Origin of the sequence: Erythrobacter sp. Alg231-14 (assembly GCF_900149685.1) — a bacterium.
GTDB lineage: Bacteria > Pseudomonadota > Alphaproteobacteria > Sphingomonadales > Sphingomonadaceae > Erythrobacter.
Window position 1 is genome coordinate 1,515,994 of the sequence record NZ_LT702999.1, and the last position, 14,548, is coordinate 1,530,541.

Sequence of the window (14,548 nt, forward strand, 5' to 3'; positions counted from 1 at the left end):
TTATGCGCAAGAATCCTTGACCTCGCGCACCCCTGTGACTATGCGCGCTGCTTCCCGGCGGTAAATCGCCGTTTTCGAACAACTATGATTCTTATTGCTGCGACTGTGCGGCGAGAAACAAACGCGAGACAGACACAGATATGGCCAATTCGCCACAAGCCCGTAAGCGCATCCGTCGCAACAACGCCCGAGCCGAGATCAACGGTGCTCGCGTAAGCCGCATCCGCGGTTTCGTGAAAAAAGTCGAAGCCGCTTGCGAAGCCGGTGACAAAACCGCTGCTTCGGCTGCTTTGAAAGCCGCCCAACCTGAGTTGGCACGCGGCGTTGCCCGCGGTGTGATGCACAAGAACACGGTCGCTCGCAAAATGTCGCGCCTGAGCAAGCGGGTCGCCGCTCTCTGATTCGCGAATCACTGAACTCAGCGCGTCCCTAACTGTCCAATGACAGGTGCGACTGCGTAGAGTTTGGTCAGCCAATGTGGAAAAGGGCCCCGCCGAAAGGCGGGGCCCTTTTCATTTGCGCGGTCAGCGGGCCATGGCTAAATCGCCAAAGCCTTGGAATCTCAACGATTCGCATCTACCGTATGGTAAAAGCATCGTTAAAACAGGCACTTGAACGCACGCCTGCGGGGTTGGGACGAGTCAACAACAATATTTCGGTTTTATTGCAATTCCCGACTTGCGCGCGGGCCCGATCATCTCTTTAGTTAGATCAGACCGGGCAGCACAGCCCGGGCGTCATACAATTTATCAACGGCAAGACCCCTCGAAAACGTGTTTCGTGGGAATGGGGAAGTTTTGTCTGTTGCGCAGGAGAGATCTCGGCCGGGTCGAAGAATTCGGAGAGATTGAAATCGGGGAAAACGACAAAGCGATGGGACATAAAATTAACAAAGCCCGCACCACTCGCGGCGGCTCGGATGATGATCTTATGGAAGATGCAGAGTCGGTAAACCTTGCAGCCGATTGGGCTGATATCAGCCAGGGTCTGCGCAAAGATCTCGGTCACCAATTGCACAGTCAGTGGATTAAACCGATTCAGGTTGGCGGCATCAACAAAGAGAACGGCACGCTCGATCTCTTTTTGCCGACCGAATTTTCGGCCAATTGGGTGAAAGATCGCTTTCATGAGCGGCTTCAGCTCGCGTGGAAAATTGTGCGCAGCGATGTGCGCAATGTGAACATTCAAGTTCATCCCGGTCGGCGCCAGCTTCCAGAGTTGCGGATTGACGACGGTCGTCGTCCCGCCAATGACGGCGCCAGCGCGATTGCGGTTGCCGCCGGCACCATTGGTGACGCTGGCTTCACCAGCTCGGTCGGGCTTGATCCATCGCTCACATTCGCTGCATTCGTGACCGGTGAGGCCAATGTCCTCGCTTGCAACGCGGCGCAGCGCATGGCCGCGACCGAACAACCCCAATTTTCACCGCTGTATCTGAAAGCCGCCACCGGTCAGGGCAAGACACACCTTCTGCACGCGATCGGGCATGGCTTTCTTCAAGCGCATCCGCGTGCGCGCATTTTCTACTGCTCCGCCGAACGGTTCATGGTGGAATTTGTTCAAGCGCTCAAAGCGAATCAGATGATCGAGTTTAAGGCGCGTTTGCGCAGCTTCGATCTTTTGCTGGTGGATGACATCCAGTTCATCATCGGCAAAGCATCGGCTCAAGAAGAGCTGCTGTACACGATTGATGCGCTGCTCGCCGAAGGGAAGCGGTTAGTCTTCGCCGCCGATCGTGCGCCGCAAGCTCTTGATGGCGTAGAACCGCGTTTGTTGAGCCGTCTGTCGATGGGGTTGGTCGCCGATATTCAGGCCGCTGATATCGAATTGCGCAAGAAGATCCTCGAATCAAAACTGCAACGGTTTGCGCCGCTGTCGGTACCCGAAGACGTGATCGACTTTCTTGCTCGGACCATCACACGCAATGTTCGTGAATTGGTGGGCGGTCTCAACAAGCTGATCGCTTACGCCCAATTGACCGGCCAAGAAGTGTCGTTGAATCTGGCTGAAGAACAATTGACCGATATTTTGTCGGCCAATCGTCGCCGGATCACGATCGACGAAATTCAGCGGACGGTTTGTCAATTCTACCGCATCGATCGCAGCGAAATGTCATCGAAACGCCGCGCGCGTGCCGTTGTTCGCCCGCGTCAGGTCGCGATGTATCTGTCAAAAGTGCTCACACCGCGCAGCTATCCCGAAATTGGCCGTAAGTTCGGCGGCCGGGATCATTCCACGGTGATCCATGCAGTGCGTTTGATCGAAGATTTGCGCACCCGTGATGCCGATATGGACGGCGATGTCCGTTCATTGCTGAGACAATTGGAAAGCTAAAGCCATCGGAGTTTTCCTCCGGTTCTGACGCGCCGATCAACATCTTTGTCACAGACCTGTCGACAGCCTTACCCACAAGGCTGTCGACAGGATGTGCACAGGATGCCAACAGCTTGAGCATGGCAATTCCACAGCCTTCTCCACTGGGGTCTGACGGTGCAATCGATCTACCGATTGCGGCGCTCCCTGCATTGATGCGGGGGATCAAGGGGCGTTGCCCACGCTGTGCAAAGGCAAAACTGTTCCGCGCCTGGATCAAGCCGGTAGACCAATGCAGCGTGTGTCATCACGATTGGTCGGTGCAACAGGCCGATGATTTTCCGGCCTATATCGGGATATTTGTGGTTGGCCACCTCTTGGCCCCTGTCGTTATTGCGATGATCGGGACATTCGGCGTTTCGGCTTGGTTGACCCTTGCGATCATTTTGCCGATCGCCATCGTCATGCTGATCGCCATGCTCCAACCGGTGAAAGGTGGCGTCATCGCCTTGCTTTGGTGGTGGGGAGTCGGTGCGTTCACGCCGGAGCGAAGGCCAACTGAACACATTGAAGAAGACAACCCATCATGACGCTTTCTCCCGCCCGCCTCGATCGATTTGCCCGCCATATTGTGCTGCCCGAAATTGGCGGCGCGGGCCAGGTCGCCTTGGCGGACAAACATGTCGCTGTGATCGGGCTTGGTGGGATCGGATCACCGGCTCTGCAATATCTCGCCGGAGCTGGCATTGGAAAATTTACGCTTGTCGATGACGACGTGGTCGATGCGTCCAATCTTCAACGACAAACAATCTTCACCGCTCGCGACATCGGTCACGGCAAAGCGACGAGCGCGCGCCGTTGGATGGCGAATTTTGACGATGCGTTGAACGTTACATTGAGCGATGGCCGGATCACCGCCGACACAGCACCCGATTTGATCGCTGGTGTTGATCTTGTGATTGATGGCACGGACAATTTCGCCACGCGACTTGCGGTTTCGGATACGTGTGTCGCTGAGCGGGTCCCGCTTTTGTCGGCCGCAGTTGGCCGCTTTCAAGGACAGGTTGGTGCCTTTGCAGGGCACTTGGCCGGGCAATCGTGTTACCGTTGCTTTGTCGGCGATGCCTTTGATGCCGAGGATTGCGACACTTGCGCCGAAGACGGCATGCTGGGTGCAATGGCAGGGTGGACGGGCAGCTTTGCCGCGATGCAGGCGGTCCGCATCCTGCTCGCCGGGGTCAGCCGCTTTGGTCAGCCAATGTGGGGCAAGCTGCATATCCTCGACGGAATGCAGCCCGGCATGCGCACGCTTACAATCGCCAAAGACCCTGCCTGCAAAAGATGCGGATGAGAGTGTACACCGCCCGGTTATAACTGTGAACATTCAGCCGACCCATGCGGTGAATAGGGCCGGCGCAGGCGTTTACAAAACAGCACTTGGCCACCTACAAACCACCGCGCAAAACTCACCCCCAGGATGCCCTTTCGATGATCACCCTCCTCTCTCCGGCTAAGAAGCTCAATTTTGACTCTGTCGACGCCCCGCTCGACATCACACGCCCGCGATTGGACGAAGACACGCGCGCGATTGCAGCGGTGGCGAAAAAGCAATCGGCTGATGATCTCAAACGTTTGATGCACATCTCGGATAAGCTCGCCGAGATGAATGTAGAACGATTCAAAAGCTTTGATCTGGATGGGCGCAGCAATTCGGCCAAGCCCGCCGGTCTCACCTTTGATGGCGATGTCTACTGGGGCTTAGAAGCGAAGAGTTTGGATGATGCCGCGCTTACCTACGCTCAGGACCATTTGCGGATCCTATCGGGCCTTTATGGTGTGCTTCGTCCGATGGACGCAATCCAGCCTTATCGGCTGGAAATGGGCACGAGATTGGCCAATCCGCGAGGCAAATCGCTGTATGATTTCTGGGGTAGTCGGATTGGCGAGCAACTGACCCAAGACCTGTCAGGACACGCCGATCAAACGATCGTGAACCTTGCGTCGACCGAGTATTTCAAGGCAGTCGACACCTCGGTTTTACCGGGCAAGGTTATCGAAGCCAGTTTCCTCAATGTGAAAGACGGTGAAGCCCGCCGGCTGATGTACCATGTCAAATTTGGACGCGGATTGATGGCGCGTTGGATCATGGAGAACCGGATTGAGAATGCCGATGACCTGAAGTCCTTCAACGGCGGAGGCTATCGTTTTGATGCCAAAGCATCGAACGAGACCGAACTGATTTTCACGCGCAAACAACCACCTTTGAAGAAAAAATAGCCTCTGTTTGAGGCGATTTGCGCGGTCTATCCGCCCAACACCTCATCCACCCATTGAGGCACCAATTCACCCGCTGGGCCATGGCGCGCCTCGGTGAAGTGATGCGTGCCCTCTGAGGGCTCGAGATTGAGTTCCAGTGTGGCTGCTCGGGCCGCGCGGGCATCCTGCACAAAGCCAGCCGCAGGATAGACCGCACCCGATGTGCCAATGCTTACAAACAGGTCGCACTGCGACAGCGCGGCGTAAATCCGCTCCATCTGATACGGCATTTCCCCGAACCAAACCACATCGGGGCGCAATGTTGGCGCCTGGCAAACCGGGCATGGGGGCCGGTTAGACATCGCCGCATCCCAAGGGGTTCTTATCCCACAGGATTGGCACAAGGCGCTTTTCAATTCTCCATGCATATGAAGCACACGATCAGAGCCGCCGCGTTCATGTAGGTCGTCTACATTCTGCGTCACCAACAAAAGCTCGCCCGGAAATTCCCGCTCCAACCGGGCTAAGGCGCGATGCGCTTCGTTGGGATGCACTTTCCCCAAAGCCGCCCGACGCAAGTCATAAAAGCCGAGCACAAGATCTGGATCTCGAGCGAAACCCTCGGGTGTGGCCACATCCTCAACCTGGTGCTTCTCCCAGAGGCCGCCGGCGTCTCTGAACGTGTCGATCCCACTTTCTGCCGAGATGCCGGCGCCAGTGAGGATGACGATGGATTTGGGTTGATCGGTCATGTCGGCGGAATGTTTACCATATTGGGTTACGTGGCAAGCCACGATGAACACCGCCCCGCCCTATCCCCATGCCACCGCGCCATCGCCGGTCTCTGGCCATGCATATCGCCGCGATATTGATGGGTTGCGGGCGCTCGCGGTGCTGCCGGTCCTTTTGTACCACGCCAAGGTCCCCGGCTTTTCCGGTGGGTTTATCGGGGTCGATATATTCTTCGTAATCTCCGGCTTCCTGATCACGGGCATTATCGCCCGCGAAATTGATGCAGGTGAGTTTTCAATTCTCACATTCTACGAGCGGCGGGCACGGCGTATTTTGCCCGCTCTGCTGGCGATGATAGCCTTTGTCTTGATCATGGCCAGCGCGCTTTTCCTGCCCAGCGATTTCGCAGGTGTCGCCCCAACCGCTTTGGCCGCCATTGGCTTTCTCGCCAATGTCTGGCTGTTTACGCAGACCGGGTATTTCCAAGGGGACGCCGACACGATCCCCTTGTTGCACACATGGTCATTGGGCGTTGAGGAACAGTTCTACATCGCAGTCCCGATCGCTTTCATTGTCATCGCAAAGATGGCGCCAGGATGGCGGATCAAGGCGGTGATCGCGGCCACATTGTTGAGTTTCATCTGGGCAGCGATGAAACAGGCGGACAGCGATGGGTTTGCGTTCTACATGCTGCCAACGCGCGCGTGGGAGATGTTGGCCGGATCAATTTTGGCACTGGGCCTTATTCCCGCCGTCAAACATCGCGTGGTTTCCGAAATTGTGTGCGCCACCGCTCTGATCGCAATTCTTGCGGCCAGCGCGCTGTATGATCGTCAGACGGTGTTTCCCGGTGTCACCGCCCTCGCCCCGGTCATAGCCGCGATGGCATTAATCCATTGCGCACCTGGCACCGCGGTCGGCCGCATGTTGTCGTTAAAGGGACCGGTTTGGATCGGCTTGATCAGCTATTCGCTCTATCTGTGGCATTGGCCGATCATCGTGTTTTGGCGCTATTCATTGGATGAGAAACTGACCTTGGTGCACGCATCCGGGTTGATACTCCTGTCGATCCTTGTCGCATGGACAAGCTGGCGATTCATCGAACAACCGTTTCGCAGCAAATCACGCTTCCCAGCGAAACGGATTTGGCTGTGGAGCGGCGCAGGGATGGCAGCGATCGGCGCTATCGCGGTGTTCTTTGTTGCTCAGGGCGGTTGGTCCAACCGATTTGATGACGAAACTTTGAGGATGGCCGATGCTGCATCGGATCACAGCCCGGTGCGCATGGATTGCGTCGCTGACCGGATCACCAATCATTCGCGTGTCTGCAATCTGGGGGCCGAGACAGAGCCATCATCCATCATCTGGGGCGACAGCCACGCTGTAGAAATCGCGTGGGCGTTGGGCGAAAATTACGGCGCACGCGGCGAATCCATCATCCAACGCACCCGCGGCAGTTGCCCACCCGCAATCGGTTTTGATCCGCCTAAAGATCCGCGCTGCACCATGTTCAATGCCAGCGTCCTCGAAGAGATTGCCGCATCGCCGGAAATCTCGACCGTGTATTTGGCGGGTTACTGGGCTCAACCACCCTATCAAATCGCCGGGATAAACGAACTGCTCGATGAAACCATCGCGCGGCTCCACGCTTTGGGGAAAACGGTGACGTTGATTGGTCCCATTCCGACCCAGCCGGTTGCGGTGCCAAGATTGCTGGCCATGCACGGGCCCGATGCCCCCACATTATCCACCGCCGATTTCTTGGCCGTCGCCGATGGCTTTCGCCAAAATTACCCGGCTTGGCGGGCGCGCGGTGTTGTAATTATCGATCCGATTGACCGGCTTAGTGATAACGGACAGACCATCATTGTTGCAGCCGGGCAGCCGCTCTATTACGACGATCACCATCTAAGCTTGGCCGGAGCGAGGCACATTCTAGGAACGCCAATCCAAGAGTGACTTTCGCGCCGCCAATGTAAGCGACCGAGAGGATGGAAATGGCAAATTTCGCGGTAATCGGTCACAAAGGCCGCATGGGCATCGCGCTTGCGCAAGCCATCGATCAAGCGGGTCACGCATTGCGCGTGGGGATTGATATTGGCGGCGATCCGGGCGTTCTTACCGGACCAAAGGAGCAAGGTTGCGACGTCGTCGTAGATTTCTCCGCGCCTGATGCTTTGTCACAGAATTTGGCCGCCGCTCAATCGGCAGGGGTTCCGATTCTGATCGGAACAACCGGTTTGGAAGACGCACATTTCGCCGCCATCGATAAAGCCGCCCTTACCATTCCGGTTTTGCAGACGGGCAACACATCGTTGGGCGTGACCTTGCTGGCGCATTTGGTGAAGGAAGCCGCTGCGAAGCTTGGCCCAGATTGGGATATCGAAGTGCTGGAAATGCACCACCGTCACAAAGTGGATGCCCCATCAGGAACTGCCAAATTGCTGGGCGAAGCGGCGGCTGATGGGCGGGAAATTGACCTTGCCGCAAATATGGACAGTGGGCGTCATGGTCACACGGGCGCCCGCCAAGAAGGCGCGATCGGCTTTGCGACATTGCGCGGGGGCAGCGTGGCCGGTGACCATTCTGTGATCTTCGCTGGAAACGAGGAACGCATCACCCTTTCACATTCAGCAGAGAATCGCATGATCTTTGCACGCGGTGCCGTTCGTGGCGCAGAATGGCTCATCGGTAGAAAGCCGGGCCGGTACACCATGGAAGATGTGCTTGGTCTGACTTAACCACAACAACAACAAACGACCGAGAAGAGGGGAAAAGCCCAATGGCATTCGATCCAATCGCCGCAACCGATGCGCATATGAGCGCTTTGAGCGCAGCCGAACTTGCGCTTTCACGCGATTACACGACGGGCAATCACTGGCTGATTTTGGGCGGGCTCATTGTCTCTGCCATCGTCACTTGGATTATTGTGAGGACGGGTGTTCTGGACAAGGTCTTTGGCCTGCTCTCTGACCGTTGGAGCAACGGGCGGGTGTATGTTGTGGCCGCCGTCTTCACGATTGTCGATGCGCTGCTCTTGCTGCCCTATTCCATCTACACCGATTGGTCTCGAGAAAGCGCTTATGGCCGCACCAGCCAACCGCTTGCCGATTACCTCACACAAAGCGCAATGGGCCTTGCGCTATCCGCCATCTTAGGCGGGCTCTTTTTCATCGGCCTCTATTTCCTTCTGCGCCGCGCGGGCCAGTTGTGGTGGATTTGGGCCGGCGGGTTGGTCGCTTCCACTGCAGCGCTCACTCTGCTGCTCTCCCCCACTTTGATTGAGCCGCTCTTCAACGACTATACGCCAATTCCCGAAGGTGAAGTCCGCGACGCTGTGTTGGTCATGGCGGAAGAGGCAGGCATCCCCGAAGACCGTATTTTCGTTTTTGATGGATCACGCCAATCAAACAATTTTACTGCCAATGTTTCTGGGATCGGCGGATCCGCCCGCATCGCCATGTCCGATGTCGCATTGGATGAGGCGTCTTTGGACGAAGTTCGCGCGGTGACGGGTCACGAAATTGGGCACTATGTTTTGGGCCATGTTTGGTGGTTGATCGGGGTGATTTCGACCTTGTCGATCGCGGTCTTTTTCCTGACCGACAAAACCTACCCATTGTTCGCCCGCCTCTTTGGCAGCACGGCGGCGATCTCTGACCCACGCGGGATCCCCGTCCTCATTTTTGGCGTCGGTCTGTTTTTCACACTCGCACAGCCATTGTTGAACACGATTGTGCGCCACAATGAGCGCGCCGCCGATTCCTATTCGCTTGAAACCGTTGGCCTGCCTGATGCCTTGTCAGAAGCTTTGGTGAAAACGGCGGAGTACCGCTATCCTTTGGCGGGCCCCGTTGAGGAAGCTTTGTTCTACACCCATCCATCGGTGCGCAACCGGGTGCTGACCGCGATGGAGTGGAAAGCCGAGCAGGAGCCCGCTACGCCTGCCGAATGACAAAAGACCAAATCTTCGAATTTTTCCGCCGATTGGCAGAGGACAATCCAGAGCCTGAGACGGAGCTGGAATATGGCAACGCCTATCAATTGACGGTGGCGGTAGCGCTGTCCGCGCAGGCGACCGATGTGGGCGTAAACAAGGCAACCCGCGCGCTGTTTGCAAAGGTGGAGACGCCGCAGCAGATGCTGGATTTGGGGCTTGAGGGGTTGGTGGAGCACATCAAGACGATCGGCCTGTTCAATTCCAAGGCGAAGAATGTGATCGCGCTCTCGCAATTGCTGATCGACGAATATGGCGGGGAAGTGCCCGGCACCCGCGAAGACCTCGTGCGCCTACCGGGAGTGGGGCGCAAAACGGCGAATGTCGTGCTCAATTGCTGGTTCAAGCAAGAGACCTTTGCGGTCGACACCCATATCCTGCGCGTGGGCAACCGCACAGGTCTGGCCAAGGGTAAAACGCCCGATCACGTTGAGGCAAAACTGGAAAAGCGCGTGCCGCAACCGTTCCGCCTGCACGCGCATCACTGGCTGATCCTGCATGGACGATACGTCTGCAAAGCGCGCACGCCAGAATGCTGGCGCTGCGGTCAGGTGGATTTGTGCAGTTTCAAGAAGAAGGTGACTGAAAAAAAATAAAACAACTTTTGACGTATACTGCTACGCTTCTCTGACTATCTGTGTTCGAGGGGTTTTTTATGACTGGGGCGAATAGTGTGAAAGATTTTGGAGGAGTTATAGCAGGTTTCGCTATAATGTTCTTCTTTGCGACGTTAGGTATCGCCCTACTCTATGGTGCCGCTGAGCTTAGTGTTTGGGCGCTAGAATGGGCGTCAAGCTTGTTCGGGATCGCGTTTCTAACCTGCTTACTCGTCTTTCTTCCACTTTCGATCATTCCTCGGACCCGCGGGTTTTCAGGAAATGGTTTATACCTCACATCATACCTTTTCGGCGCCATCCTCTGGGTTCTGTCGATGGCTTTTGTCTATTTAGAATGGGGGCTTTTCCCTGTCATCCTCGGTCTAATTTTGGGTGGAGTTGGCGTCGTCCCGATTGCCATGATTGCAACCATCGTTGAAGGGCAGTGGGCAATACTGGGAAATCTAGTCGTCTTGATTGGCCTAACTATCGGGCTGCGTATCTTTGGTTACTGGTTGATCGAAAAGGCAGCCGAACGCGCAATCCTTCTTGCAGATGCAGAAGCCAAGGAGAATCATGCCGCTCCTGCGCGACGTTTAGACTAGTTCTGCTAGTCTCATCTCAAACATCATCCGCGGAGATCATCTCCGCCTCATCAATTTCACCCGTCAGCGCCGCCACCGTCGTCGCCACGGCCGCGTCGCCGCTGACATTGGTCGTGGTGCGCATCATGTCCATGATCCGGTCAACACCGGCGACAAAGGCAATCGTTTCCAGCGGCACGCCAACCGCGCCAAACACCAGCGCCATCATGATCAGGCCCGCGCCCGGAATGCCCGCTGCACCCACGGCTCCCAATGTGCCGAGCACCGAGATCAGCAGGTAATCGCCCCAGCTCAAATCCACGCCAAAAATCTGCGCGCCGAACAATGTCGCAAGGCCCAGATACATCGCGGTGCCGTTCATATTGATCGTCGCGCCCAATGACACAACGAAACTGGCAACGGAGTTCGACACACCAAGGTTCCGCCGCACACAGCGCAGCGTCACAGGCAAAGTCGCGTTGGAACTGGCCGTGGAATAGCTCACCGCAATCGCGTCAATAATCCCGCGGAAGAAATCCACCACCGGCAGTTTGGCGATGAATTTGATCATCGAGGAATACATCACAAGGATGATCAGCAAGCAGCCAATATAATTGAGCGCCACCAGCTTACCCAGCGCCGCCAATGCATCGAGGCCCAGCGTGCCCGCAACCCACGCCATGAGCGCAAAGACGCCAAACGGGGTCAACTCCATGACGATCATGGTCACTTTTTGCATGACCACGCTGCCGCTTTCGAAGATTTTGAGGACGGGTTCGCCCTCTTCCTTCGCCATCAAAATGCCGATCCCGATCAGCAAAGCAAAGACGATAAGCGGCAAAACATTGACGTCAGCCATGACCTGAACCGGGCTTTGCGGGATCATGCCCATGATCATGTCTTGCCAAGTCGTATCGTTGGGCGGCGGTGTGGCCCCCTTTTGCAGCGACGTGGTATCCACCCCTGACCCTGGTTGAATCAAAGTGCCCAGACCAAGGCCCAGCCAAACCGCAATCTGGCCGCTGACGACAAACAGCAAGAGCGCCCGCCAACCAACACTGCCCAATTTTCGCAGATCACCAATCGCCGCAACACCCGCAACGAGGCTGAAGAAAATCAGCGGCACGACCAGCATTTTGATGAAGCCGATAAAGACGTCGCCAATGATTTTAATGCTAGCGGCCTCTGGCCCCCACAGGCGCCCGACAATGATGCCCAAGATGAGCGCGCCAATGACACGCTGCCACAGAGGAATTGCAAACCATGTTTTCATGTTCGGGCTTTCTTTGCGTTTGGCTTTGAGGTCAAACCTCGGTTTGGGTCGTATCCAGAGCGAGCGCACCAAGCGCCGCGCGTGTAAAAATCCGGGCTAGCGTATCGAGATCCGGCATAGCCACCGCTTCATCGCGTTTATGCATGGTCGCATTGCAAAGACCAAATTCAATCACGGGACAAACCGCGCGAAGGAACCGAGCATCCGACGTACCGCCGGTGGTGGATTGTTCCGGTTTGATCCCGGTTTCGGCTTCTACGGCGGCGGCCAGCATCTCTGAAAATGGGCCGGGCGCGGTTAGAAACGGTTCGCCGGAGATAATCGGCAGTGCCCGCCCGCCGTGTTTCTCTGCGATCGCTCCCACCCTTTCGGATAGGCTTGCGCCGGAATGCACGTCGTTAAAACGGATCGAGATGCGTGCCTTCGCCTGAGCAGGGATGACGTTGTGCGCGGTGTTGCCGACTTCCATATCGGTGATTTCAAGATTTGATGGCTGAAACCAATCGGTCCCTGTGTCGAGCACCAATTCATCAAGTTCCGCCAGCATGGTGACCAGTTTGGGGATCGGGTTGTCGGCCAAATGGGGATAGGCGACGTGGCCCTGTGTCCCATCAACAGTCAGCCAGATGTTGACCGATCCGCGACGACCGATCTTCATCATATCGCCCAGCTGATTGACGCTGGTGGGTTCACCGACAAGGCACAGGTCAGGACAGAGCCCTTCGGCATTCATATAGTCGATCAGGGCGCGCGTGCCGTGGAGCGCGGGCCCTTCTTCGTCGCCGGTGATGATGAAACTGACGGTACCGGCGTCTTGCGGCACATCATGCATCGCCGCGACCATGCAAGCGATGGAGCCCTTCATATCGACCGCACCCCGGCCGTAGAGCAATTCACCCCGTTCGGTTGGTTCGAACGGATCGCTCACCCACCCGTCGCCCGGTGGGACGACGTCTAAGTGCCCGGCAAAGGCAAAGTGGCTTGATCCTTCTGGCCCGCGCCGGATGGCAAATAGGTTCTCCACCGGGGCCTCGTCCGTACCATCGGCACCTTCGCCGCGCCGAAACCGGTGAACATCAAAACCCAACGGCGTTAGCATAGCTTCCATCGCGTCAAACACGGGGCCTGTGGCCGGCGTCACGCTGGTTTCGGCGATCAAACGCTTGGCGTAATCGAGGGCGACGCTCATCGTTGTGGCTCCGGCAAAGGCCCTGGCGCAAACGCAGATTCCAGCAAGTCTGCAATGCGCAGCCCCGCCTGTTGCACCCGCCGTTTGGCAATGGGTACACCGCGCACGATGTCGTCTTGGGTAAGCGCTGTCTCTCGCGGCAACTCGGTCCCGCACACATTCTCTGTGTCAAAGGCTGTGGGATAGATGAAATCGCGGCTGATCTCCCAACTTTCGCGGCCCCAGTCGGCAGCCTCGCCACCGCTCAATTCGCTGCGCTCGACCCTTGTGTAACGACGCACCACGGGATCGGCGGGGTCGCTAATCGCGCGCTCTGCCAACGGCCCATCCCAAATCCAATGCAAATTCAGCCCCGGTACGATGCCATAATCAGTTTCCCGATCATTCCCGCCGCGATCATCCTTGTCGCCCGAATGCAGCGGCATGTGGATGTCGCCGGCAAAGTGGACCATGAACGCCAGTGCCTGCAACCGGACGTGATCGGGCAAGCTTTCGTCGGCAAGGATGCGGTGGTTGCGCTCAATCTGGGCGGTCACGCAATTGCCGCCAGAGCAATTGGCGCGCGGATTGTAGGCCTCGCAAATGGGCGTCGTGCGGTAATGCCACGATGCGGTGTAGCCCCAGCGCCAGAACGATCGACGTATGCAATCGGGCCAAACACTCGCGTCTTCGATCGTTGAAAGGTCGCATTCAGGTGTGCCGATCAACGCTTCTGATCGCATCAAGCGGCGAATCTCCGCACGCGCTGCAGGTGAGACATTGGCCTCAGCAATTTGTGCCGTCTTTTGATGCGCGTAAAACCCCCAAGCACTAGCCGGAGCAGGCAGCAGCACCGCAACCGCGCATAGCGCCGCGACGAACGCCCTCATGCGCCAACCGCCTCATACTGTTCGATCACCCATTCTTCACTTTCAGAAGAGGCAATCCACTCTTCCATCCACGTGTGTTCCCAAACCGCCTGCATATAACTTTGCGCAAATCCGGGGACGCCGATGCCGTAGGTCAAAAAGCGCGATACGATGGGCGCGTAGAAAATGTCTGCTGCACCGAAAGTGCCGAACAGAAACGGGCCGGCGCTGCCATGACGCGCGCGCGCCTCTGCCCAAAGGCCCAAGATGCGAACCACATCGGCGCGGGTTTGATCGGACACATTTTGAAGTTGAATCCGGCGACGCACATTCATCGGCATTTCACCGCGCAACGACATGTAGGATGAATGCATTTCAGCGACCATGGCCCGTGCCATGCCGCGCGCGCTTTCGTCTTTGGGCCAGAACCGGTCGCGGCCCACTTTATCGGCCAGGTATTCCAGGATCGCGAGGCTATCCCAGATGACATTGTCGCCATCCCATAGGATCGGAACCTTACCGCTGGAGGGTTGGAAATCATCCGCTTCTTTGCGTTTTTCCCATTGTTCGCCCAGCATTGGGACCGTGATTTCTTCAAAGCTCAAACCGGATTGCTTCGCCGCCAGCCAACCGCGAAGCGACCAGCTTGAATAATTCTTGTTCCCGATAATCAGCTTCATAAGAATGCGTCGCTCCACCTTGCGCCCCAAAACAATTGCTCGCGTGCATACGCCGCATTGGGGAATTTCTTCCGTCCTAG

15 protein-coding genes are annotated in these 14,548 nt (G+C 56.8%); 10 read left to right on the plus strand and 5 right to left on the minus strand.

Features of this window, described 5'->3' with window-relative positions; genetic code table 11:
* Positions 1-140 precede the first annotated feature (140 nt).
* The 5 genes from rpsT to yaaA all read left to right on the plus strand — a co-directional run bounded on the left by rpsT (position 141) and on the right by yaaA (position 4,590).
* On the plus strand, positions 141-401 hold the full coding sequence (gene rpsT / locus BQ8290_RS07150; RefSeq protein ID WP_108788847.1) for a 30S ribosomal protein S20: 261 nt from the start codon (positions 141-143) through the stop codon (positions 399-401).
* 472 nt (positions 402-873) lie between these two features.
* Positions 874-2,334: a chromosomal replication initiator protein DnaA gene (gene dnaA / locus BQ8290_RS07155; RefSeq protein WP_108792081.1), complete on the plus strand. Its 1,461-nt coding sequence runs from the start codon at positions 874-876 to the stop codon at positions 2,332-2,334.
* 119 nt (positions 2,335-2,453) lie between these two features.
* The gene (locus tag BQ8290_RS07160) at positions 2,454-2,903 is read left to right on the plus strand and encodes a DUF983 domain-containing protein (protein WP_108788849.1); all 450 of its coding nucleotides are present in this window, start codon (positions 2,454-2,456) and stop codon (positions 2,901-2,903) included.
* On the plus strand, positions 2,900-3,664 hold the full coding sequence (locus BQ8290_RS07165; protein WP_108788851.1) for a ThiF family adenylyltransferase: 765 nt from the start codon (positions 2,900-2,902) through the stop codon (positions 3,662-3,664). Before BQ8290_RS07160 ends, BQ8290_RS07165 begins: the two co-directional genes overlap by 4 nt.
* A gap of 137 nt (positions 3,665-3,801) precedes the next feature.
* The gene (gene yaaA, locus BQ8290_RS07170) at positions 3,802-4,590 is read left to right on the plus strand and encodes a peroxide stress protein YaaA (protein WP_108788853.1); all 789 of its coding nucleotides are present in this window, start codon (positions 3,802-3,804) and stop codon (positions 4,588-4,590) included.
* Between the two features lie 26 nt (positions 4,591-4,616).
* On the opposite strand, the gene BQ8290_RS07175 is transcribed toward yaaA, so the two are convergent.
* Positions 4,617-5,321: a Sir2 family NAD-dependent protein deacetylase gene (locus BQ8290_RS07175; protein ID WP_108788855.1), complete on the minus strand. Its 705-nt coding sequence runs from the start codon at positions 5,319-5,321 to the stop codon at positions 4,617-4,619.
* A 43-nt stretch (positions 5,322-5,364) separates the two neighbouring features.
* Between BQ8290_RS07175 and BQ8290_RS07180 the strand changes: the two genes are divergently transcribed.
* Genes BQ8290_RS07180 through BQ8290_RS07200 form a run of 5 tightly spaced genes read left to right on the plus strand, consistent with a single transcriptional unit; the run spans position 5,365 to position 10,499 of the window.
* Entirely contained in the window at positions 5,365-7,260 is a 1,896-nt protein-coding gene (locus BQ8290_RS07180; RefSeq protein ID WP_108792083.1) for an SGNH hydrolase domain-containing protein, read from the plus strand.
* 38 nt (positions 7,261-7,298) lie between these two features.
* Complete coding sequence (gene dapB / locus BQ8290_RS07185; RefSeq protein WP_108792085.1) at positions 7,299-8,042, plus strand: 4-hydroxy-tetrahydrodipicolinate reductase; 744 nt, start codon at positions 7,299-7,301, stop codon at positions 8,040-8,042.
* Positions 8,043-8,083: 41 nt separating this feature from the next.
* Positions 8,084-9,256: a M48 family metalloprotease gene (locus BQ8290_RS07190; RefSeq protein ID WP_108788857.1), complete on the plus strand. Its 1,173-nt coding sequence runs from the start codon at positions 8,084-8,086 to the stop codon at positions 9,254-9,256.
* Entirely contained in the window at positions 9,253-9,894 is a 642-nt protein-coding gene (gene nth, locus BQ8290_RS07195; RefSeq protein WP_108788859.1) for an endonuclease III, read from the plus strand. The genes BQ8290_RS07190 and nth overlap by 4 nt, the downstream gene beginning before the upstream one ends.
* Before the next feature lie 59 nt (positions 9,895-9,953).
* A complete protein-coding gene (locus BQ8290_RS07200) occupies positions 9,954-10,499 on the plus strand; it encodes a hypothetical protein (RefSeq protein ID WP_337661104.1) in 546 nt (181 codons plus the stop codon).
* Between the two features lie 16 nt (positions 10,500-10,515).
* Here the strand turns inward: BQ8290_RS07200 and BQ8290_RS07205 are convergent, their stop codons facing one another.
* Genes BQ8290_RS07205 through BQ8290_RS07220 form a run of 4 tightly spaced genes read right to left on the minus strand, consistent with a single transcriptional unit; the run spans position 10,516 to position 14,468 of the window.
* Complete coding sequence (locus BQ8290_RS07205) at positions 10,516-11,751, minus strand: cation:dicarboxylate symporter family transporter (protein WP_108788863.1); 1,236 nt, start codon at positions 11,749-11,751, stop codon at positions 10,516-10,518.
* A 31-nt stretch (positions 11,752-11,782) separates the two neighbouring features.
* Positions 11,783-12,940 carry a succinyl-diaminopimelate desuccinylase gene (gene dapE, locus BQ8290_RS07210; RefSeq protein ID WP_108788865.1) on the minus strand — a complete coding sequence of 386 codons (1,158 nt, stop codon included), beginning with the start codon at positions 12,938-12,940 and terminating at the stop codon, positions 11,783-11,785.
* A complete protein-coding gene (locus tag BQ8290_RS07215) occupies positions 12,937-13,809 on the minus strand; it encodes a S1/P1 nuclease (protein WP_108788867.1) in 873 nt (290 codons plus the stop codon). Before BQ8290_RS07215 ends, dapE begins: the two co-directional genes overlap by 4 nt.
* Positions 13,806-14,468: a glutathione S-transferase N-terminal domain-containing protein gene (locus BQ8290_RS07220; protein WP_108788869.1), complete on the minus strand. Its 663-nt coding sequence runs from the start codon at positions 14,466-14,468 to the stop codon at positions 13,806-13,808. The genes BQ8290_RS07215 and BQ8290_RS07220 overlap by 4 nt, the downstream gene beginning before the upstream one ends.
* Positions 14,469-14,548 lie beyond the last annotated feature (80 nt).

Coding starts and splice junctions, on each gene's coding strand:
- rpsT (WP_108788847.1), top strand. CDS start 141: ATGGCCAATTCGCCACAAGCCCGTAAGCGCATCCGTCGCAACAACGCC.
- yaaA (WP_108788853.1), top strand. CDS start 3,802: ATGATCACCCTCCTCTCTCCGGCTAAGAAGCTCAATTTTGACTCTGTC.
- BQ8290_RS07175 (WP_108788855.1), bottom strand. CDS start 5,321: ATGACCGATCAACCCAAATCCATCGTCATCCTCACTGGCGCCGGCATC.
- dapB (WP_108792085.1), top strand. CDS start 7,299: ATGGCAAATTTCGCGGTAATCGGTCACAAAGGCCGCATGGGCATCGCG.
- dnaA (WP_108792081.1), top strand. CDS start 874: ATGGGACATAAAATTAACAAAGCCCGCACCACTCGCGGCGGCTCGGAT.
- nth (WP_108788859.1), top strand. CDS start 9,253: ATGACAAAAGACCAAATCTTCGAATTTTTCCGCCGATTGGCAGAGGAC.
- BQ8290_RS07160 (WP_108788849.1), top strand. CDS start 2,454: ATGGCAATTCCACAGCCTTCTCCACTGGGGTCTGACGGTGCAATCGAT.
- BQ8290_RS07180 (WP_108792083.1), top strand. CDS start 5,365: ATGAACACCGCCCCGCCCTATCCCCATGCCACCGCGCCATCGCCGGTC.
- BQ8290_RS07215 (WP_108788867.1), bottom strand. CDS start 13,809: ATGAGGGCGTTCGTCGCGGCGCTATGCGCGGTTGCGGTGCTGCTGCCT.
- dapE (WP_108788865.1), bottom strand. CDS start 12,940: ATGAGCGTCGCCCTCGATTACGCCAAGCGTTTGATCGCCGAAACCAGC.
- BQ8290_RS07165 (WP_108788851.1), top strand. CDS start 2,900: ATGACGCTTTCTCCCGCCCGCCTCGATCGATTTGCCCGCCATATTGTG.
- BQ8290_RS07190 (WP_108788857.1), top strand. CDS start 8,084: ATGGCATTCGATCCAATCGCCGCAACCGATGCGCATATGAGCGCTTTG.
- BQ8290_RS07220 (WP_108788869.1), bottom strand. CDS start 14,468: ATGAAGCTGATTATCGGGAACAAGAATTATTCAAGCTGGTCGCTTCGC.
- BQ8290_RS07200 (WP_337661104.1), top strand. CDS start 9,954: ATGACTGGGGCGAATAGTGTGAAAGATTTTGGAGGAGTTATAGCAGGT.
- BQ8290_RS07205 (WP_108788863.1), bottom strand. CDS start 11,751: ATGAAAACATGGTTTGCAATTCCTCTGTGGCAGCGTGTCATTGGCGCG.